General features: G+C 65.5%; 14 protein-coding genes and 1 CRISPR repeat array. Of the genes, 10 read left to right on the top strand and 4 right to left on the bottom strand.

Annotated features, from left to right (window positions below):
- Window positions 1-40 precede the first annotated feature (40 nt).
- Window positions 41-829 carry a hypothetical protein gene (locus ABS52_07800; GenBank protein ODT03822.1) on the bottom strand — a complete coding sequence of 263 codons (789 nt, stop codon included), beginning with the start codon at window positions 827-829 and terminating at the stop codon, window positions 41-43.
- Window positions 823-3,141 carry a CRISPR-associated endonuclease Cas1 gene (locus ABS52_07795; protein ODT03821.1) on the bottom strand — a complete coding sequence of 773 codons (2,319 nt, stop codon included), beginning with the start codon at window positions 3,139-3,141 and terminating at the stop codon, window positions 823-825. The genes ABS52_07800 and ABS52_07795 overlap by 7 nt, the downstream gene beginning before the upstream one ends.
- A gap of 529 nt (window positions 3,142-3,670) precedes the next feature.
- Window positions 3,671-4,563: direct repeats of the CRISPR family, unit length 37 nt; unit sequence CCTACCGACGTCGATGCCCCGTTGAGGGGATTGAAAC.
- 301 nt (window positions 4,564-4,864) lie between these two features.
- Here ABS52_07795 and ABS52_07790 point away from each other — a divergent pair.
- Together ABS52_07790 and ABS52_07785 are read left to right on the top strand one after the other, a co-directional pair.
- Window positions 4,865-5,254 carry a hypothetical protein gene (locus ABS52_07790; GenBank protein ODT03820.1) on the top strand — a complete coding sequence of 130 codons (390 nt, stop codon included), beginning with the start codon at window positions 4,865-4,867 and terminating at the stop codon, window positions 5,252-5,254.
- Window positions 5,255-5,409: 155 nt separating this feature from the next.
- Window positions 5,410-7,893, top strand: coding sequence for a hypothetical protein (locus ABS52_07785; protein ID ODT03819.1), 2,484 nt, complete (start codon window positions 5,410-5,412; stop codon window positions 7,891-7,893).
- Here ABS52_07785 and ABS52_07780 read toward each other — a convergent pair.
- Window positions 7,876-9,351, bottom strand: coding sequence for a hypothetical protein (locus ABS52_07780; protein ODT03818.1), 1,476 nt, complete (start codon window positions 9,349-9,351; stop codon window positions 7,876-7,878). The genes ABS52_07785 and ABS52_07780 overlap by 18 nt on opposite strands.
- A gap of 161 nt (window positions 9,352-9,512) precedes the next feature.
- Between ABS52_07780 and ABS52_07775 the strand changes: the two genes are divergently transcribed.
- On the top strand, window positions 9,513-10,871 hold the full coding sequence (locus tag ABS52_07775; GenBank protein ID ODT03817.1) for a hypothetical protein: 1,359 nt from the start codon (window positions 9,513-9,515) through the stop codon (window positions 10,869-10,871).
- A gap of 21 nt (window positions 10,872-10,892) precedes the next feature.
- Here ABS52_07775 and ABS52_07770 read toward each other — a convergent pair whose 3' ends face one another.
- Window positions 10,893-12,908: a hypothetical protein gene (locus tag ABS52_07770; GenBank protein ID ODT03816.1), complete on the bottom strand. Its 2,016-nt coding sequence runs from the start codon at window positions 12,906-12,908 to the stop codon at window positions 10,893-10,895.
- A gap of 708 nt (window positions 12,909-13,616) precedes the next feature.
- On the opposite strand from ABS52_07770, the gene ABS52_07765 reads away from it, so the two are divergent.
- The 7 genes from ABS52_07765 (at window position 13,617) to ABS52_07735 (ending at window position 19,838) form a co-directional block, all read left to right on the top strand.
- A complete protein-coding gene (locus tag ABS52_07765; protein ODT03815.1) occupies window positions 13,617-13,820 on the top strand; it encodes a hypothetical protein in 204 nt (67 codons plus the stop codon).
- Window positions 13,817-15,082, top strand: a complete 1,266-nt coding sequence (locus tag ABS52_07760) for a hypothetical protein (GenBank protein ODT03814.1) — start codon at window positions 13,817-13,819, stop codon at window positions 15,080-15,082. Before ABS52_07765 ends, ABS52_07760 begins: the two co-directional genes overlap by 4 nt.
- On the top strand, window positions 15,079-15,912 hold the full coding sequence (locus ABS52_07755) for a hypothetical protein (GenBank protein ODT03813.1): 834 nt from the start codon (window positions 15,079-15,081) through the stop codon (window positions 15,910-15,912). Before ABS52_07760 ends, ABS52_07755 begins: the two co-directional genes overlap by 4 nt.
- 8 nt (window positions 15,913-15,920) lie before the next feature.
- On the top strand, window positions 15,921-17,699 hold the full coding sequence (locus tag ABS52_07750) for a hypothetical protein (GenBank protein ID ODT03812.1): 1,779 nt from the start codon (window positions 15,921-15,923) through the stop codon (window positions 17,697-17,699).
- Window positions 17,700-17,872: 173 nt separating this feature from the next.
- The gene (locus ABS52_07745) at window positions 17,873-18,958 is read left to right on the top strand and encodes a hypothetical protein (GenBank protein ID ODT03811.1); all 1,086 of its coding nucleotides are present in this window, start codon (window positions 17,873-17,875) and stop codon (window positions 18,956-18,958) included.
- Window positions 18,955-19,356 (top strand): hypothetical protein, encoded by a 402-nt coding sequence (locus ABS52_07740; GenBank protein ID ODT03810.1) that lies wholly within the window; start codon window positions 18,955-18,957, stop codon window positions 19,354-19,356. The genes ABS52_07745 and ABS52_07740 overlap by 4 nt, the downstream gene beginning before the upstream one ends.
- On the top strand, window positions 19,356-19,838 hold the full coding sequence (locus tag ABS52_07735; GenBank protein ODT03809.1) for a hypothetical protein: 483 nt from the start codon (window positions 19,356-19,358) through the stop codon (window positions 19,836-19,838). The genes ABS52_07740 and ABS52_07735 overlap by 1 nt, the downstream gene beginning before the upstream one ends.
- Window positions 19,839-20,064: the final 226 nt, after the last annotated feature.

The following is a 20,064-nucleotide window of genomic DNA, read 5'->3' as shown; positions in this document are numbered from 1 at the left end:
CGGTGCTTCAGGATCGTTATGAGTCATAGTCTTCATTCTCCTAGCGATACATCGCCTCATTGATGAGCGCCTCGACGTACCGCGGCCAAAGTTTCTGCCGCTCGTCCAGAGAGAGCCCAAGAGCGTCACCTTTAGTGGTGAGACAATCGCGAATGAAATCGATCGCAGCCTTGCGGGCACGTCTGCCACTCTGTCGTTCGCGCCCCCAGTCGTTGCAGATCTCTTCGAGTCCCCGACCAGCGCGTGCAAGGCCATGGTAGAGCGCAGCACGGAACCGGTTGACGTCGGGAGGCGCCGTTGGCGGGGGCGACGTCGTGGCCAACGCAGAGAGGCAGTCCATCTCCGCTACGCGCGCAAGGCCGGCCAGCTCCAGTAGCCTCTCGGTGAATCGAGAGTCTCCCTCTTCGGAGGTGGGAAAGTCGTCAGGATCCACCTCCGGATCGATGGGCTCCCGCTCCCGGCGCCGTAAAGTGTCCTTCACGCGCCATTCGGCGCGCTGAAGTGCGAGCGCCTGGTATGACCGGACTGCCGACGGCGGTTGAGCAAAAAGCTTCGTCTTGAGTACGATGTCGATCGCCACAGTTTGCACCACGTCCTTGGCCCCTTCGTCTTCTTCACCGAGGCGCGCGTAGACGTAACGAGCAATGAGACCAGGCCCCTCCTCCGTACCGATCAGATGGAGCCATAGTCGGTCGCGCGCGACATGGTACTCAGGTGCACATTCGTTCCCATGCTCTGCCCACTCATGGTACGCCGCCTCGAAGATCTCCCTATGGAGGTCCCTATCGTGCGCACTAGTGCGTGCTTGCATCCGAGGCATGCTCACCATCGCATGAGGAATGGACGGTAGTGACTTGTGCCACCGACGTGACCGGCGATCGCGAGCGCCTGAAGTCGCATCACTTCCTCGACCCGCTGGTACAGGCCACGGTACGGCACCAGTGCGACGAGCTGTCGCGAGATCGCGCTTCCAAGCAGGCGGCGGGTATCGTGCGTCCGCAGACCATTGGCGTCAATCCCCAAGCGCCGCTTCCGGCCAAAGAGCGCGAGCACCACCTTGTCGACGAGGGGGCGAAACTCCTCCATCAGGTCGAACGCAAGCGTGGGAATGCCACGTTGCGGCGCGTGAAGGAAGCTGACCTGCGGTTCCAACCCCGCCTGGCGGATCACGAGGTACACGCGCGACTGGAGTATGGCATAGCCATAGTTCAGGAGCGAGTTCACCAGGTCGCGCGCCCCGTGGTGCTCGCGACCCGGGAAGGGGACCCGGTCGCCAAGCGCACGGCGAAACAGATCCCAGTATGCAGCTGCGGCGCGCCCTTCGATGCCCATCACGCGCGCTCGAGCGGCCTCCAGGCTGCCGGCCGAAGGGAGGCGCTTCAGCTCCGACAGGCGTGCACGGACGTCGTCGGCATACGACGCTGTGGCGCACGCAAAGTCCTCAAATGCCCGGGCGCGGTATTTCCCTGCATATTTCATCAGCGCTGCCTGGTTGTGCATCTTGCCAGAGACGAATGCGTGGGCCAGAGGCATGGCCGAATCCTCATGGCTCGAGGCCCGGAGTTGCATGACGCCGAGTCCCGCATCGCACCCTCCCAGGTGGGTGATGCTGAGCACGGGCTCGTTCTGCATCCCCACGACCAGAAGCGGCACGCCTTGCTGCGCGCAGGTGATGGCGGCGTCGGTAGAAAGCGAGATCCCGTGCGTGGCAAGCGACACGGTGCGCACATCGGCCAGCCGAGCGCGGAGTACGATCTTGCGTGCTCGCCGTATCACCAGCGCGTCGCCCTGCTTGCCGAGAAAGCTCCCGGGTTCGCTGATGAGCAGGTGCATGCCGGGAGCGCGACTCGCCAGGGTCTGCGACTTTCTTCGGCGCACGACGGCGGCGACCGATCGCCTTGGTGGTTGCGCGGCCGCGCCAGGGCGCACCAGTGGCACGCCATCGTCGGGCACCATGCCGCGCGAAATCGCGCCGGCAAGTCGACGTCGCTCGGCAGCGCTTCGGTCGATCGGGAAGGAAAGACCTTGCGCCGCTGCCGCTGCCTCGGCGAGGCTGCGCAGGCGCCCGGAGCCGCGCCCTGCCCTCAGGAGCACGGCGGCGGCGTTCAACGCGACGCGGTCGAGCGGTGCAACACCGTCCCGCCCCAGCACCCTGCCGTAATAGCGGCGCCAGCCATCGGTAATCCTGTTGAACGCGGTGGCCCATTCGGCGACCGGCATTCGGTGTGATGCCGCCACCAACGCATCGAGCGTGCGCGATGCGCGGTCGAGGCGTTGTGGGTCGATGGCCACGGTGCGTCCCGTGAAGCGAAGTCCGAGCCATGTGAAGCCGTCGGCGAGCGAGTACACTGCCGAGTCGGCGTTCAGCCGCAGGCCGAGCCGACCGTCGAGGTATCCGCGCGCGGCGTCGAGCTCGGCGCTGGCCTCATCGCGACGCGCGGCGACCATGAGGAAGTCGTCGGCGTAGCGGACGAGCCGCGCCTTGCGCGCGAGCATCGCCTGGTCGAAGCTGTCGAGGTAGAGGTTCGCCAAAAGCGGGGAGAGCACCGCCCCCTGAGAGATACCGCTCTCCGTGTCGTGCCATTCGCCGTCGGATCCGATGGCGCCCATGCGATACCAGAGCTCGACCAGGTGCACGACGTCTGGATCCTGGACGATGGCGGCGAGACGGGCGAGCAGGCGATCGAGTACTATGGACGGAAAGCAGTCATGGATGTCTGCGATCGCGACCCACGGAGCATCGCCGGCTCGCAGGAGTTCTCTGACCCGAGCGATGGCGGCTGCGGGACCGCGGCCCGGGCGATAGCCGAAGGAGACAGGCTTGAACGTTCGGTCGAGGCGAGGTTCGATGACCAGTCGGACGGCTTGCTGGGCGATCTTGTCTCGGACGGTCAGGAGTCGTAGAGTACGTCGCGCGCCGTTGCCGTCGTGTTTCCGGACGGTGATTTCGCGGAGGGGATCTGGTACGTATTGCCCGGCACGCAGCTCCTCGCGCAGGCCCTCCAGCGCCTGTTCGGCGCGCTGCGCGAATGTGTCGACCGACATGTCGTCGACGCCTCCGGCGGCGTTCTTCGACCGCACGTGCGTCCACGCCAGTTGCAGGTTCGCAGGGTCGGTGATGGCTTCCATGAGGGTCGTCATACCGTGCAGACGTCTCTCTGCCGTCTTCGTGCGACACCTTCGCGGCACGGCAGGTTTGCGAGCGCGGGGGCAAACGAGCGTAACATGCTGCGGAATCGGGGTTTGGGTGCCTTGACGGCGTGGTGCGCGTCACCGGTAGCTGGCTGAAGCGGCTCGAAGATCCCGTTTTAGGCCAGATGCCATGAGAGATTCGCGAGGAACCGCTTCCTGGGAGTCCGTGCTGCGCGGCCGATCGTATTGTTCACCATCAGCTTGCGGGGCGAGCATCACCGATCTCGATCGAGCGGTATTCGCAATCAGCGGCGAACCTCGCGGCGGCGTCTCGACTTGCGAACTGTCAGTGCATTGGCGGGTAATGACTTGGCATGCGGGCGATGCAGACTTCGTCAATTATGTGGCGCCGTTGTGAGCGGATTTGCGAACTCGCGTTGTGGACACCAGACAAGGAGGTGCCGGCCCGTGAGTTGCGACCTTGTTGGGCGTGTATTGCCGAGTTGTTCCGGCATGGTAAATTGTTAATTCAGTAGGCCCTACCGACGTCGATGCCCCGTTGAGGGGATTGAAACCTGATTCGCACTCGCGAGGGGTTGCTCGGGAAGCCTACCGACGTCGATGCCCCGTTGAGGGGATTGAAACCGCAATCACTTGCAGTCTCAAATCGGCTTGGGGCGCCTACCGACGTCGATGCCCCGTTGAGGGGATTGAAACGCAAACATCACCCGCGGGAACACGACCTGCATGCCTACCGACGTCGATGCCCCGTTGAGGGGATTGAAACGACGCTGTTTGCCGTCGCGTTCCGATCCCAGGGCTCCTACCGACGTCGATGCCCCGTTGAGGGGATTGAAACCCGGCGGTGGTATATATATCGAGCCCCTCTTGCCCCTACCGACGTCGATGCCCCGTTGAGGGGATTGAAACAAGTGGTGAACTTGTTCGGGTTCATCCGCTTCTCCGCCTACCGACGTCGATGCCCCGTTGAGGGGATTGAAACAGCCCATTGTTACACGAGAATGTCACGGCCTGGCTCCTACCGACGTCGATGCCCCGTTGAGGGGATTGAAACCTTACGCCAGTTGCGACATTCCGGTGGATCACGGTCCTACCGACGTCGATGCCCCGTTGAGGGGATTGAAACAGCGGTAGCGCTGGGTCTCCAGGTTTGACGTCGGTCCTACCGACGTCGATGCCCCGTTGAGGGGATTGAAACATGGAGTTTTGAACTGCACTTCACTCGTGTGAAGCCTACCGACGTCGATGCCCCGTTGAGGGGATTGAAACTGAATTTTGGCGTCGTAGTCCAGATCGTTGATCCTACCGACGTCGATGCCCCGTTGAGGGGATTGAAACTGGCTGGTGATCGGATCAAGGCATCCGTACCGTATCCCACCGACGTCGCTGCCCTCCCGACGCGATCGAAACACGCGTGCTCGAAGCTTCTACCAATGGCAACTTCGCCATTGACGGCGCTTTCCCGTTCGGGAGGACCGCTGCCAGATCGCAAAGCGGCGATACCTCCCAACCGTCTCGCGTGTCGACTACCAATCCGAGTCAGCAGGAACACCGCTCTGGACGGCGACCGCGAAGTGGCTATGTTCGACCCACCCCCTCGCTGTGATTCGAGGAGAGGGGTCGCCAGTCCCTGCAGCAAGTCTGGTTCGTTGCGTTGGTCGCATTCCGCGTGCGCTGGTAACCCATCGATCGCCAAGTGCAGAGGCCGCACGTGACCGCCACACCGCGCGACCTGGTCTTCCCCATACGCCGCATCGCGCGCCTCGCGCCGGTTGCGAATGCGCTCCCCGCGCTCCAGGCGGCGTCAGATGGCTCCGAGGAGCGGAGCGAGTTCCTGACGGCAGAGGGTGTGGGCATCCTCCTGCTGCTCGGTACGGACGGCATCTTGCGCGTGCACCTGCACCGGGATGATCCGGCACATTCTCCGGTACAGGGCGCTGAGATTCGCATCGCGACCGCTGCTGACGGAACGAGTGATTCGTCGCCGGCGATCACCGATGACAAGGGCGACGCAGCACTCGGTTCGGTCGAGCAGTTCCCGCGTCCTACACCGACGAAGCCCTATCAGCTGTTCCTGCGGCTCCCCCTCGCCGGCGGTTGAGCCTCTGCACGCCGGCGCGCGACGAGAGCGGCTACAATCGCAAGGACCAACACGTCAAAGCCACCATGCCGCGTGAAACGCATCTCTTCGCCTGCAGACTACGGCGCGTGCTCACTATCTCAGCGCTGGGAATCGATGACCGCCATCCCAGCGTCGTGGATCGCTACGCCGTCGACCTGCAGCAGCGCAAACGCGATTTCCTCAGCGCACTCCTGGCAGCTGGCGGTGACACCGCGACATACGACGTGCGCGTGATCGGCGCGCCCGACCCGGCCAATCCGTCGGCCGGAGAGGTTGCGCTGGCGCTGCTCATCCGACTCGATGGCACGAGCGCAGCCCAGAGCGAAGGCCATGCGCGGGAATGCCTGAGGCTTCTCCAAGCGACCTTCCCCGAGGGCGAGTGGGAACTCGTCGGCGCCACGGAGGCGCTCGCCATCGCGCGTCCCTTCGAGCCCAACGACATCGTGCGAATCGGACGCCGGGTCGAACTCGTCTCACCCGACAGCCTCCGCCATCCTCGCACCCGTCCACCGGTCACGGGATTCGAAGACGATGCTCGGCGCGACTCGACGCACGCACGGCGCGCTTCGGATCGCATCGCACAGGTCATGCCGTTCCTTGCCGATGCCGATGCGCTCGCCAACATCTGTCGCGTGCTCCTCCTCGAGCAGACGCCGCTCGCGTTGAGCCTTCGCTTCCGGGCGACGACCGCAACCGCAGAGGAACTGTCGCTCGCAGAAACGCAGGTCGTCACCTGCGAACGGATGATGCAGATCGACCCCGGCGACACGTCTCGCGACCCCGAGAATCAGCATCCCGTGCTGCGGCATCTCCTCGGCGTCCTGTTGGAGCAGCAGACACGACGGCTTCTGGGCCTGCGGGCAGGCGTATGCCTGGTGCAGATCGAGATCGCGTCGCCATCGGAGGTGCCGGCGCTCGCACTTGCGGCCATCGCCACGGCGCTTTCGACGCCGGAAGGGAGTGAAGTGTCAGATGCCGCCGGCTCACGCGGATCGGGCTTGCTGTCGGGTGGCTACGACATTGCGCGCGCCACCGACTTGCGCGAAGCGGCGGTTGCGTTCCAGACGGCCGATATCGCCCTGCCGCAGGAGTCCACGCAGCCTGGCATCGACATGGGCAGGCTGCGCCACCTGATCGAAGTTGTCGATGCCGCCAAGTTGTTCCTGCTTCCGCCGCCGCCATCCACTCGACGCCTCGCTGGCGTGGAGTCGAAGACATGGCGCACCGTTCCAGCTCCGGCACACCCGTGGGATGACGGCACCCCGCTGGGAGTGAGCGAGGAGTACGGCGTCACCAGGCCGGTGCTGTTAGGGTGGCCCGACCGCCTCCGTCACCTGTACGTCGTGGGCCAGACCGGAACGGGCAAGAGCACCCTCCTTCTCTCACGGATCCTCGCCGACATCGCAGCAGGCGCCGGCGTGTGCGTGATGGACCCGCATGGCGACCTATATCGGGACATCCTCCACCGCATACCCGCGGAGCGAGCGGACGATGTGGTGCTCATCGATCCCACCGACACGGAATATCCGGTCGCGATCAACCCACTGGATTGTGCAACGCCCGAGGAGCGGTACTTCGTGGCGGAATTGCTGCTCGACAGCATGTTGCGCTACCTGGCGGACGACTTCGGAAAGGAGGGGATGACCTGGGCTGGTCCCCTGTTTCAGCAGCATGTCAAGATGAACCTCCTGCTCGTGATGTCGGATCCGGAGCGCAAGGTCGGCTCGTTGCTCGACTTCTACGAGATCTTCCAGCACAAGAACTACTGGCAGCGCTGGGTCCCGCGATCGACGCGCGACACACTGCTCATGACGTGGATCGGACAGGTCTTGCCGGCGTACGACTACACCAAGGTCGCAAGCGAAGGCACCTCGATGGGGACATACATCAGTTCCAAGTTCGAGCGCCTGCTCTTCAATCCGATATTGCGCAACATTTTTGGCCAGCGCCGCAGGACGGTCAATTTCGAGCACCTGATCGCGGAGCGAAAGATCGTGCTGGTGAACCTCGCCAAGGGCGAGCTTGGAGAGGGCAACAGCCGGTTCGTTGGCATGGTCTTGCTGGGGATGCTTCAGGCGGCGGTGTTGGCGCGCGCGCGTCTCGCCCAGCGTGATCGAAGCGCGTTCTACCTCTATGTCGACGAGTTCCACAGCGTGGCGACATCGAGCTTCGTGACGCTCCTCAGCGAGGGGCGCAAGTTCGGGATCGGTCTCACCCTGGCCAACCAGTTCCTGTCACAGATCAAGGACGAGCGCATTATCGACGCGGTCTTCGGCAATGTCGGAACTATGGTGGCATTCCGGCTCGGCCCCAAGGACGCCGAATCTATAGAACGGCGGATGATCCCCTCGTTCAATCGCCATGACCTCGTCCAGCTCCCCAACTGGCACGCGTGCGTCTCCCTGATGTACAAGAACACGATGCTGGCTCCCTTTTCCGTTCGCACGACGGCGATTGCGAGCGTCACCTCGACAGACACCGCCAGTCGAATCATCGCACAATCGCGCGCGCGCTATGCGCGCCCACGCGAGGAGGCGCAGGGTGATGTCTCAGCAGAGATCATGGCCTACCACCTCGAAGCGCAACTCCGTCAGGCATTGTCACCGGGAGCCGGGTAACACGACGCGGCGCACTAGTGGCTCTGTAGCACTTCTCCTCCATCTTGCCTCCCGTACCTGCAGCAGATGTAGCTCGAAGCCCCGCAAGGCGAGCCGTTCCTGCAGCAAATGCCATGTGATCAACATCTGCCCCGTTCCGGAGGTGACGTTGGCGTAGAACTCCACATTCGGATGATCCTCCTCGGCAAGAACCTGGTCCACGACCCGCGCGAAGGCGGGGAGCAGGGACTCGAGATCGGTGGGGTCGAGCACATCGTCCAACCCATGCGGCACAATTCTGGTTGCTGACTCCTCACCCGAGAGTATGGCGTCGAGGTTGGTGTACTTGTCTCGATAGTCGTTGTCCTTCGGCGCCACGGTGTACAGGCAATGGACAACGCTCGGCGACAGCTCGCGGCAGAGCGTGAGCAATGGTCCGTCGTCGGTTCCGATAGGAACCCCGCTGCGGTCCTTCATCGTCCCGATTGGATCGGATTTTCCGATGGCGGAGAAGAGGACCCGGCGCGCCTCACCAGGACGGGACTCCGTCATCCAGTATCGCCTGGTGGCCTCGGGTGCGAGAGCCGTCGCGTCGAGTGCGCGGACCGCCTCGCGCATGTCGTCGGTGAGGCCGAGATCACGAACGACGTCGGCGAGCGACTCGACCCAGCGGAGTGTGAGCCCCAGGTCGGACGCCAGCTGGCGGTGCTCCGCGCCGTCGTTCGCCGCCGGAAGGTAAATGCATCTCAACCCCTTGTCGGCGGCGCCTCGCAGCTTGGTGGCGATTTCGCCCACCGAGTAGATCGTGCCATCGTGACCGATGCGCCCCGTGAACCCCGCATCGACCGGCACGCACCAGTTGGTGTAGCTCGACAGTGTGGCGATCGCCGCGCCGAGTCCCAGCGATTCGCCGTCGACAGGGTATCGCAAACCGTCGAAGTCGCCGCGCACGCGGCAATTATTGACGATCACGTGGCGCGTGAGGGTGGCGGCGCCGAAAGCCCCGAGCAGGGCATTGCCTGCCGCCATGGCCCCATGGCGAAAGGCGGCGATGGCGTCCGTTGCGGTGTACTGCCTGGGACAGAGTTCGAATCCGCCCCCCCACCAGGTGGTGGTCACGCGCAACGGCAACACTACACCGACGTCCTGCAGTTGTTGTGAGCCAGCGGTGAGGATGAACGCCTTCCCGGCCTCCGGTTGCACCGTCACCGGGAGCAGCTGTCCGAGCAGCGTGGAGAGCGTCGCCAACCCGCTGTCACTGGCGAGTCGCAGCGCGAGGGTCAGTTCCGCGGGTGACCACGCGCGCCGTTCATGGAGTTCCCATTCCAGCGTGTTCATCACCAGGTGCGTCGCTTGGTGACCGCCGGCCATCATCGCGTCGATCGACCTGCGAACCGCGGCCACCAGGGCACCGGCGCGAATCGACGTTTGGATTGCGGGGAGGACATCGAGGTTCCAGAGCGGCATCGGCGGCATCATGCGTTCCCGAGCGGTCGGCGTGGGCGAGAGGGAGATGACACGCCGCTGCTGGTGAGCGGCGGCGAAATATGCACCGCCCCCCCCTTTCTGCGAGAGGCGCGCGTCCCGGAGCAGCCTATGGCGACATTGCGCGCGATCGGAATCACATGAATGATTACCGGATGCAATCCTTCGTCTTTACCTCGGGAACGTCGGTCTTCGGCAACCTGGCGAAGCGCGGCATCGAGCCGCAGGCGTTCGCGATCACCGGACAGCTCATCGAGACGCTAGGCTCCGCTGCCAACGAACTGTCGGCGGAGATCGGGACACTTGCCGCCAGTAGAGCCGGTGGCGAGGACCGGCTGATTCTCCTCGCAACAGACACCGAGGCAGGCACGGCTGCCGCGCAGCTCGTCAGACGTATCGCCGAGCTGCGTTTCGGGGTGACTGCAGAGGTCAAGGTGATTCCGCGGCTGACCCTCGATGATGCCGACGCCTTTCGCACCGAGGGATTGCTTTCCCTCGTGGAAGAGCTCGACGCGGTGGTCGCGCATGAGCGCGAACGAGGTTCTTCCATCTCCATCAGCGTCGGAGCAGGGATCAACCCGGTCATCCCGTATGTCTCGATCTATGCGATGCTGCGGCGCGTTCCGCTGACCTACCGGTTTCAGATGACCGGCACGCTGGTCACGCTCCCCCCACTCCCGATCGGTTTCGATCATGACGCGCTTCGCGTGGCCGGCCGCCTGCTGGCGAATCTCGAGCGCGATGCGATTATCGGCCGGCACGAATTGGTGAACCAGCTGGGCGTCGACATGGGGGGCATCGCAGGGCTGTTCGAGATGGTCGATGCCGACAGCTATACGTTGTCAGCCTTTGGGCTAATGCTGCTCGGCGACCTTCGCGCGACGGCCGGGATGCAGGTCATGCTCTCTCCCGCCGCATCGCGAACGCTGGGCGAGGCAGGCGCGAACATACGCGATCAGTTCGAGCATATGTTGTCGCGTGTGCGCAATCCGATGTGGCGCGCCATCAAGCGGCACTCCTACCCGACAGACCTCGAGGTCTACAAACCGGGGCGCACGAGCTGTCGCCTCGCGGGGTGGACGAATGCGATCCAGCAGCGGTTCTATGCGGCGGAACTGTTTCAGCACGATGAGTACGAGCGATCCCTGGGGTCAAAGTCGATCAGGGACTACGATGAGCACGTGTTCGCGCCGTGGGCGCCGGCAGAGGCGAACGATACTCCGCTCGATATCCTGTCAGACGACGAGCGAATGCACGACCGCATTCTCGCGGAGGCCGCACGAGTCGAGGCGGAGGCGTGTGAACTGGCTCGCCGCGCCGAGGCTGATGTGTCGACTGCATTGGAGGCGGCAGCGGCCGCAGAGTCACGCCTGATTGAAGCACGGACACAGTGGAGCGAGCGGGAGGACGAGCTGAACGCGAGGGTCGAGTCCTACCGGGCGATGGCGCAGGATGTTCCACGCAAGGACGCGACGTTGTTGGAACGATTGCGGTGGGCACTACTGCGCCGCTGAGTACTACCGAGTGGTGAGCGCCTACGTTTCTTCCGGGACCATCGTGCTCTTCGACCGGATGAGCGCGCCGACAAGCGACCGCGCCTGCGCTGGAGTCGAAAGCTGACTGAATGTCCAGAGGTCGGTATCGGCGGCGACCTGCTCCTGCGGCTGGCGCAGCAAGACGAGCAGAGGAATGGCAAACCGCCCGAGGCCGCGGGTGGTGCGTCCGCGGTGGAACTTGAAGTGTTCGTTGAGCGAGGTCGCGTTCGGGTTCTTGCCCATCCAGGCCTTGCATTCAACGGACACGAACACGCCGCCAAAGCGAGCTACGACGTCGATTTCATCGCGGACGTCGTTGTTACGCGCAAACTGCCATTCGACGGCGACCACCACCTCGTCAGCGCCAGCGTGCTGTAGCAGCCGCCACGCTACCGCCTCCTCGAAGAGGCGACTGACCCTCTTGTCGTCGTCTGCTCGAGGCCACCCTCGCCAGTGCGCCGGTGCCTCATCATCGCCCATCCAGCGGCTGCGCGCGTAGTCAGGGTTCCACCTCAGATCGGGCGTCTCGAATGCCTTCGCGAGCCTGGCGTAGCGGTCTGCGTGCTCCCTCATTTCGACACCGTTCCAGAGTCGCCCGCCGCCCGCCGGACGCAACGGGCCGCCACAGCACCTGGCCTGCACGGCGATTGGCGGGCCCTCGAGCCTGATCGATTCCCCGGTGACGAGGCTCTCGGCATGGCCCTGGTGTGCCACCAGCGACCAGAGCTCCGCGCCCGGAACGCGTGAGAGTGCCAGCGCCTGCTCCTTCGTGCCCGGGGTGACGTCGATTCGGCCGCCGCCGCCATCTGCCCATGCGTTGCTGATCGAGTGGCCGATCCCGGAGCCGCTGATGTTCGTTGGTGCCCAATGCACGCGCGACACGGGGATGTTCGTCAACTCCTTCAGGAATCGGTCACGGGCGGCGCGCACGCGCTCTCCGGTTGGGCTCGCGTCGAAACCGATCCAGGCGTCGATTGGCCGGTGCGTGCAAAGACTCACGAGCGTCGTGCTCGGATCGGCGCCGAGGAAGAGGAGGAGCCGGGGGGTCGCATCGCCTCCCTTTCCTGAGGAGTCGGCTGCGGCGACAGCGGGTGTCGAGTCGTTTTCGGGCTGGAGAGTCGCCGCGGCAGGACGCAGCAACGCCCTCAAGGTCGTGAGCTGCTGCTCCCTCCAATCCGGTCGCTGATCGCTCCTCACGTCGATGCACCGGACTCGGCGCGACTCCGTGAGCCGGTTCGAGAGGTCGCGCCAGTCGCACACAACGTGGTGTGCCACCATGAGACCGCCGAGGCTATCTCCCTCTGACAGCAGGGCACGCTCGGCCTTCGCGGCGGCGCCACGCTCGCGGTTTGGGACTTCTCGACGCACGGAGATGGTGATGAGTTGGCCGAACGATTCGCGTGCGGCATCGAATCGTACTGCTCCCCCACTCGCCAGCTGCATCTCGAGGTTCCACACGGTGCGGGGATCGCACCACTCGTCGGCGGCGAGGTGGTCACGCTCGACGATACGGGCGATGTCCTCGTTCGGCCGCTCGAACCCCTGATAGGCATAGTCCTTACACCCACCCCAGAGGTCGAGCAGCGTCCGGACTCCCAGGTCGGCGAGTGCGATGCGATGCGTGGTCTCGCGCGGCTCGAACACCTGGACGCGACAGTATCCGCCAATCGGGTTCGGGCTCAGGAAGCGTGTCCCGGCGGGCATGGCCGCCGCGATGGTCACGATGAAGGAGCGCATTCCGGCCGCGACGTTGCTGACGGGCGGCGATTGCCCGGTTCGATCGGAACCGAGTGCGGTCTGCACGACGTCGCGGAGTTCACGCAGTCCCGCGGGCAGCGGCACGTGATCTACCTCCGTGCACACCTCCCGTGTGATCCACTGCCCCAGGCGCGCCGAGGCACCGGATGACTTCGCCCAGTGCGTCTCCAGAAGTATCACGCGGTCGATGGCGTTCGGCTGGTACGCCAGCCACGCCTTCAGGGCTACGGCGTTAGCGGCGGGGCTCTTCCCGACCATCGTGACATATGTCGCCCCCATTAGCCCGTCCTCCCGTCCCGGCGCGTCCAGTCTTCGGTGTATTCGCCATCGTCGTCATGCGCGCTGGCGGTGCTGTTGCGACGCGCAACATGCGGGCGAATCGGCGCGGTGGCAAGGCGGCGGCGTGCGAAGCAGCTGTGGGACGCGGATCTCCAAGACGGCGAGAAGGTGTCGCATGGCGCAGAGGTGCGTGCGTCTATGCGATGCAGGCACGAGCCAACCCCTCTTGCGAGGTCTCCGATGCTGGTACTCCCGCTCGTTCTAACGATGGCACTCTCGGTGGATTCCGTTCCGGTCCGACGCCTGGTGGTGTGCGGGATTGATCGGAGTGGCAGCGCATACTCGATGCGCGAGGATGCGGTCTACGAGTGCGCGCGCGTACTGGCCAAGGCGGGAAGCGGCGATGAGGTCATCGTGCGCTGGATTTCCGAGCGGTCGTACGCCGCCACCGAGCGTGTGGTTCACCTGCGAGTACCCGAGGCACCACGTGTGTGTGGGAGCAGAATGGACGTGCCATGCAGCAGGGCCTACGCGCAGTGGGAAACCCGAGCAGCAGCCGCGAAACGCGCCGCCGTTGCGCGCCTGCTAGCCGCCCCAATCGTGCGAGCCCCGGCGACCGATATCAGGGGCTTTCTTCAGAGTGCTAGCGAGGCAGCGACAGCGGCACCCGCTGGCGTCCAGCGGGAAGTGCGAATCGTCACTGATGGATTCGACAACCTCCAGCAGAAGATCGCCCCTGATCTGCAGGGGGTCGTCATCTCGATCGTCATGCTGCAGGTCGAGAGCGCAGTCGCGAGGTCTCTCGCGACGCGCGAGGTGTGGAAGGAGTACTTCCGCGCTCACGGCGCCGTTGAAGTGAACATCTACCCCGCGGAGGGCAAGCCCCGATGATGATACCAGGACTCCTGCTGCTGAGTGTCGTTGTCATCGGCCTCTATCACCAGACCGCGCACCGCGTGCTGGCGGCCATCTTCAGTGCGCCACACGTTGCCCTCATCGGGGCGCGCGATCGTATGACGGCGCGCGCCGCGTCGCTGCGGCAGCGGGTCGACGCGACGCGCGAGGCCAGCGGTGGTGGAACGCTCTTCGGCGCCGCAATCACGACGCTGATCTGGACGATCCTGGCCGTGGCCGACGCGGAGTTGGCCGCGGTCACGTTCGGCCCGGTCCTCGGATGGGACTTGGGCACCCTCGAACGGCGCCTCGGCGTCCCGGCGGGCGCGATCGAGACCTATGCCATGCCCGCACTCCTCCTCACGACCCTCGCGACGGCCCTCTTCGCGCCCTGGTTCGCGTCTGAACTCACGAGGCCACGGCTTCTGGCAACGCGCGGTTTGGGTCGTGGCGAGCGCATCGCCTACAGGGGCGCCGCCCTCGTAGCGCTCTTCGCCACGGCCGGAAGCTTGTTAGTCTCGAGTCTCTACCGAGTCGAGGTGTATACCTCGGCCCAGCCGGCGACATCAGCCGTGTCCGCGATGCCCGAAGGGGTGGTGGATGAAGTGGCGGCGCTGATCGAGGCGCCATCCGAGGATGTCGCGCCGGTCACGCCGGCCTCTGGCATCGAGCGGGCGATGTACGAGTGGCTGTTCATCGGCCTCGCGGTGTCCACATTCCTCTTGGTAATGGTCACGTGGCACTACGGACCCGTAGCGCTTTCGATCGAACTCTGGCTCCTCCTGCTGACGCTCACGGCGACGGCTGCCCGCTTGGCCGGAGCGGCCGCGGTCGTTGCGAATGGTCTGCTCGGATGGCTCTACGAGTTTGCGCACCCTGCGATGGAACTCTGCCAGAAGGGCACGATCACGCTTACGCGCCCGGCCATCTCTTACGTGCGCGCGCTAAATCGTCGTGAGAGCGCGCTGGGCCAAGGGGCGCGGCCGTGGATGATCGCACTCACGTCCTGGACCGACGACCTGGAAGTGACCGACGCCCCCGCCGGTCCCGGATCACTGCACGAGGGTGTCGCACCAGCGAAGGCGGCGGCGTCTCCTGTACAGGAGTCGCCGGACACGAGAACGCCAGAGCAAGGCGTTGAGTTCGAGGAGCCCGTTGTGTCGCAACAGCACGCGTGGGAGGCGTACCCCGGCCGCAACGCCGAGGCCACCGCCAACGCCAACGTCAACGCCAACGCCGACGAGGGACTGAGCCGATGAGCGAGGAGAGCTACTACACGGTTGACGCCTTCACCTCGGTCGCGAGCGAGCAGATTGCGCAATCGGCCATGCTTCGCGCCGACGTCGGCGCCGCCCGCGGCCGGCCTACGGCGGTCGTGCTGGCTGAGCTGCTGTCGGGATTGGGCGCCGCCCTGACGCGCTCCTCCGCCCGCTTGGACGAGGCGTTGGCCGGGACGACCAGTGCGCTCGCGACCCTTCGAGTCGCTCCGCACGCCGCGCTGATGCGGGCGTCGCTCGACGCCGAGCGTCCTGGTCTGCTCGAGCGGGTGGAGGGGATGGCAAGTGCGGCATCGCTCGCCGCCGGCGGCACGGCCGATCCGTTTGGTCGTTGTGAGGCCCTCACCGCGGCCGCACGCGAACTGACGTCCGGACTCGAGGCCGCGGCGCTGCGACTCGCCGTCGCCGAGCGCACGGTGCAGCTGCGTATGGTGAGCGCCGCGCTGTCCGAGTGCGGGTTCACGGTCGGTCGATCCGCCAACTGGTCCGGCGGACGCGCGGCCCTTACCGCGATCGGTGCGGGCCGGTCCGCGGTGACGGTGGAACTCGATCCCGCGCGTGGCCACATCAACATGGACCTCCAGGGCATGGCAGGCCTGGACTGTCGCGCCGTGGCCGAACGGCTGCGGGCGGCCATGGGGCGCCACGGCTTGGCGCTCTCCCTGCGTGACCGGAGGACGCACGGCGATCCGAACGGCGGAGTGCTCGTGCGCCGACTGCGCTCGGCGCTGGGCGGTGTGCCGACCGCACAGGACGACGAACAGCGCCCTGTGCGGCGGTCGAGGGTCACCCTTTCGACTACCCGCAAATGAGCGCTCCCATGCCGCAATGGCTCCAGGAACTCGAGGAGGCGCGGACGTCGGGCGCGGCCGGCGTGATACTCACCGGCAACACCGTTGACCGTGTACACCTCGCATCTCCCGGGGTGGAGGTGGCGTTTCTTCGATACGCGATCGCGCACCATCTCTCCCAGCAGGGGTTACGCGTGGGCTACCACGCGCTCGGCACGGGATTCGAGGTATTGGAGACGCCGCCCAACCGCGGGAGCGCGGCGTCGCCGCCATTCGCCGACGTCCCCGTCGGACCGTCCGAGTGCCTGCTGGTGCTGTCCGCGCTGGAGCGCGTGCTGCGCCTGCCAGGGTCGCAGGCCGCCGTGATCCTCGACTATGCGGAATTGCTCCTGCCGCAGAGCAGCGGCTCGGCCGCTGGCATGTCGCCTTCACATGCCCAGGCCGTGCAGATCGTGCACCACTGGGCGCAGGACGACCTGATCCGCCAGGCGGGGAACTTCATCGTCATTGTGTCCAACGACGGCGCGCTCCATGAGCTGCTGCTCGGCACCGGCGGGTTCCGCACGGTGCGGATCGACCTGCCGACGGAGGAGGAGCGCGCGCGCTTCACGACGCACCTATCGCACGTTCGTGCCAATGGCTATGCGCGCACGCTGGGAACGCTCGCCGCGGACTACCCGGTGGAGGAGTTCGCACGCAACACGTGCGGCCTGCGCCTCAGCGACATCGAATACCTGATGCGCCGTGCCGCCGCCCGCAAGACCGACGTGACACGTGACGACGCGCGGACCGAGAAGCAGCATGCCATTGCGCAGATTTCGCGCGATCTCGTGGAAGTCGTCGAACCGCGCGCGGGATTCGAGTCCGTTGCCGGAGCCGCGCACGCGAAGCGCTACTTCAGCGCAGTGCGGGGACAGTGGATGCGTGGGACCGCGTCGTGCCCGCAGGCGATCCTCCTGGCCGGGGTGCCAGGGTGCGGCAAGAGCCACATCGTGCGCGCGGTCGCCCGCGAGTTCGGGGCGCCGCTCCTGATCATGCGGAACGTGCGCGACCAGTTCGTGGGCCAGAGCGAGCGCAACCTCGAGCGTGTACTCTGGATCGCCGAGAACCTGTCGCCGTGCATCCTGTGGACGGACGAACTGGATCAGGCCATTGGGCAGCGGAGCACTGGGCAGTCTGCCGATGGAGGGACGTCGGAGCGCATGCTCGCCCGACTGTTCGAGTACTTCGGCGGGATGAACAAGCGGGGGCGGATCCTGTGGATTGGCACGACCAACCGTCCCGACATCCTGGATCCGGCGCTCTTGGACCGTTTCCAGGTCGTGCTACCCTGGATTCACCCGACCACGCGGGAGCGTGGCGAGCTGATTCCGTTGCTGGCGAAGCAGATCGACCGGCAGCTCGCCGAAGGCATCGACCTAGGAGTCTTCGAGTCGAGCGCCGCGCTGGAGATGCTGACGGTCAGGTCGCTCCAGGAAATCATCGTGGCTGCGGCGATGTTGGCGGACGCGCGCACGGGAGAGTTCGGTGCTCCGATTGGGCACGGCGATCTCGCCGGGGCAATCGAGGACTATAAGTCGTCGCAGAATACGACGGAGCACGAGTTTCTCGCATTGAAGGCGCTGCAGATGGCGTCGTTCACCTCGTTGCTTCCGTGGATGAGCGAGGGTGGGTGCGACGTGCGCGACCTTCCCCCGTACCTCCGGGACCTGGTCGATCCCGCAACCGGCCGAATGAACGACGAGGAGCTCGCAAATCGCATCAGCCAGCGCGAGCGGGAGCGCGCGGAAGGACGGTGGCGCCGATGATCGTCACGCCGCAGTCCCTCGCCGTGCACGGCGGCACGCCGACGGTGCGAACGGCCGAGTTGGCCGTTGCATGGACGGGGGCGCGGGGGCGTCGGGCAGTTGCGCAACATCTGCTTGCCGCTGCAGACGATGCGCTGCTGCTCTCGGATCACGAGGGCTCAGGTGCTGTCGGAATGTTCGAGCGCGCGTTCGCGCGAATGGTGGGCGCCTCGTTCGCGATCGGCACGTCGTCGGGAACGGCGGCGCTCATCGCGATTCTCCACGCGTTGGGTGTCGCGCCCGGCGACGAGGTCATCGTCTCTACGTACGGGTGGGGTTCCACGGTGGGCGCAGTACTCGCTGTTGGCGCCATCCCACGATTCGCGGACATCGATCCGCTCACTGCGTGCCTGGACGCTACCACATTGGGGACACTCATCAACAAGCGCACGCGCGCGATCCTGGCCACCCACATGTTCGGGATTCCAGCCGATGTCCGGAAGTTGCGTGATGTTGCCGACGCTCATGGCCTGCACCTGATCTTCGATGCGGCGCAGGCGATGGGTGCATCCGTTGACGCGGAGCCGCTAGGCCGATTCGGGGATGCCGTCGCCTGGAGCTTCGGCCGCTACAAGCTGCCATACGTTGGCGAGGGGGGAATGATCACGACGAACGATCCTTCAATTGCCGATGCGTTGGTCGTCGTCAGTCAGCACCCGTCGCGTGCGCGTCGGGAGGTGCTCGATCCGGCCATGCGCCCGCTGATCGACGAGTGCTCGCTGTCGTTGCGGATGCATCCACTCGCCGCTGTCATGGGGACGGCGGCTCTTCCGGAACTGCCCGCCCGGATTGCGCGGCGCCGGCGTGCGTGCGAAGCGCTCCGCGCGCGGATTGCCGAGCTGCCCGGCGTATCGGTCGTCGCTTCACACGGGGGGGCGATCTCGGGGTGGTACTCGTTTCCCCTTGCCTTCGACCGGGAGGGCTGCCTCGGCGTGACGCGCTCGGCGATCGTTTCAGCACTCCGTGCGGAAGGTGTTCCCCTGGAAGAAGGGCCGGTGCGGGTTCCGATTCACCTGCGGCCGCGATGGGCCGGTGTGCAACCGGGAGCGCGACTCGCCGTCGCCGAGCGTCGTTGTGAGGAGGAGTACCTCATTGCAAGCGAGAGTCGCTGGTTAGGGGTACCGCCGGCACGAGTTCGTGAACTCGGCGATGCCTTCGAGAAGGTATTCACGAACTTGCCGTGCCTGGCTCGCAAACGTTCAGCCATGGAGGCGTCATGAGCGTCGGCGAACTCGCGTTGTTCTTCCTGCCGCAGTCGGCGTATCCGCTGGCGATCGTCGCACTCGCGCTGGGAGTGATCGTCGGGTTCCTGCCCGTGTCCAAGGCGGTGCGTCTCATGTTGCTGCTCGCATTCCTGCCGATCCTGACGACTGTGATGGTGCAGGTGCTCGCGATGTTCCCATGGTACGTCGCGGCAGGGCTTTTCCTCTTCGTGCTCTTGTCAGTCGTTCGTGGCGTGCTGGAGTTGTTCCTGGGGCGCGAGGCTGCGGGACATGTGCTCGGATGGATGGTGGTGTCGTGCATCCGGCTGGCGTTCAGGATTGCGGTGGGCGCGCTGAGGCTGGGGGTGCAGGCTACGCGACGCGTGGCATATGCAGATCCACGGAGGCTCAACTGATGCGGATTCACGTGACGCTTCTGCTCGTGCTGATTGTCATCAGTGCTCCCTCGCTCGGAGCCCAGCCGGCGCGTGCGGCGGCGCGCGCTGCACGGCGGGCGGTCGCCGCCGACCTGCGGGCGATATTCAAGCGCGATCTCGCGCGAGACGCAGCGACTGCGTCGAGGCGTCTGCTCGCGCCGCGCCGGGTCTTTCGGTACACCACGAAGTCGCGAGCCCTGCGAGAGGCGAAGCACGGCTTGCCTGCGGGCACGCACATGACTGGCACGGCTGGCCCAGGGCGGCCGATGAGCGGTGCAACGGCGGCGCGGAAGTATGGCCTGCCTCGCATTCCCACGGTGCGCGAATTGATCGAGCTGCCTCGCGGCGCCATGGTCCGGGTGAACAAGGCGCTCAATGGATGGCGAGGGGCTGGTGAGACGACGTCACGCCAAGTGGTGAAGCCGGGGGCGATCAAGCGGATTGTGCCGCTTCGGAAATAGAGGGGAGGACGGCCAGGGACCTCGCTCCCGGCGTGTTGCCGCCGATTGAATACTGGACACCCACCGACTGAAGATGGGACACGCATCCGCCGGCCGCGTCTAGCGGCCGGGTCCCGTTCGTCGACCTTCGGGCTTTCGGCCCGTGAGAGCCCGATATGCATGGAGCGTCCACACGTATGCGCTCGTCACAACTGTCGGCCGAGGCCGGAGGAGGTCGCCTCGAAGC

The sequence above is a fragment of the Gemmatimonadetes bacterium SCN 70-22 genome, assembly GCA_001724275.1.
Lineage (GTDB): Bacteria > Gemmatimonadota > Gemmatimonadetes > Gemmatimonadales > Gemmatimonadaceae > SCN-70-22.
This window is presented reverse-complemented; position numbering and strand designations above follow the sequence as displayed.

Coding starts and splice junctions, on each gene's coding strand:
- ABS52_07800 (ODT03822.1), bottom strand. CDS start 829: ATGGTGAGCATGCCTCGGATGCAAGCACGCACTAGTGCGCACGATAGG.
- ABS52_07795 (ODT03821.1), bottom strand. CDS start 3,141: ATGACGACCCTCATGGAAGCCATCACCGACCCTGCGAACCTGCAACTG.
- ABS52_07780 (ODT03818.1), bottom strand. CDS start 9,351: ATGATGCCGCCGATGCCGCTCTGGAACCTCGATGTCCTCCCCGCAATC.
- ABS52_07775 (ODT03817.1), top strand. CDS start 9,513: ATGCAATCCTTCGTCTTTACCTCGGGAACGTCGGTCTTCGGCAACCTG.
- ABS52_07770 (ODT03816.1), bottom strand. CDS start 12,908: ATGGTCGGGAAGAGCCCCGCCGCTAACGCCGTAGCCCTGAAGGCGTGG.
- ABS52_07760 (ODT03814.1), top strand. CDS start 13,817: ATGATGATACCAGGACTCCTGCTGCTGAGTGTCGTTGTCATCGGCCTC.
- ABS52_07755 (ODT03813.1), top strand. CDS start 15,079: ATGAGCGAGGAGAGCTACTACACGGTTGACGCCTTCACCTCGGTCGCG.
- ABS52_07750 (ODT03812.1), top strand. CDS start 15,921: ATGCCGCAATGGCTCCAGGAACTCGAGGAGGCGCGGACGTCGGGCGCG.
- ABS52_07745 (ODT03811.1), top strand. CDS start 17,873: ATGTTCGAGCGCGCGTTCGCGCGAATGGTGGGCGCCTCGTTCGCGATC.
- ABS52_07740 (ODT03810.1), top strand. CDS start 18,955: ATGAGCGTCGGCGAACTCGCGTTGTTCTTCCTGCCGCAGTCGGCGTAT.
- ABS52_07735 (ODT03809.1), top strand. CDS start 19,356: ATGCGGATTCACGTGACGCTTCTGCTCGTGCTGATTGTCATCAGTGCT.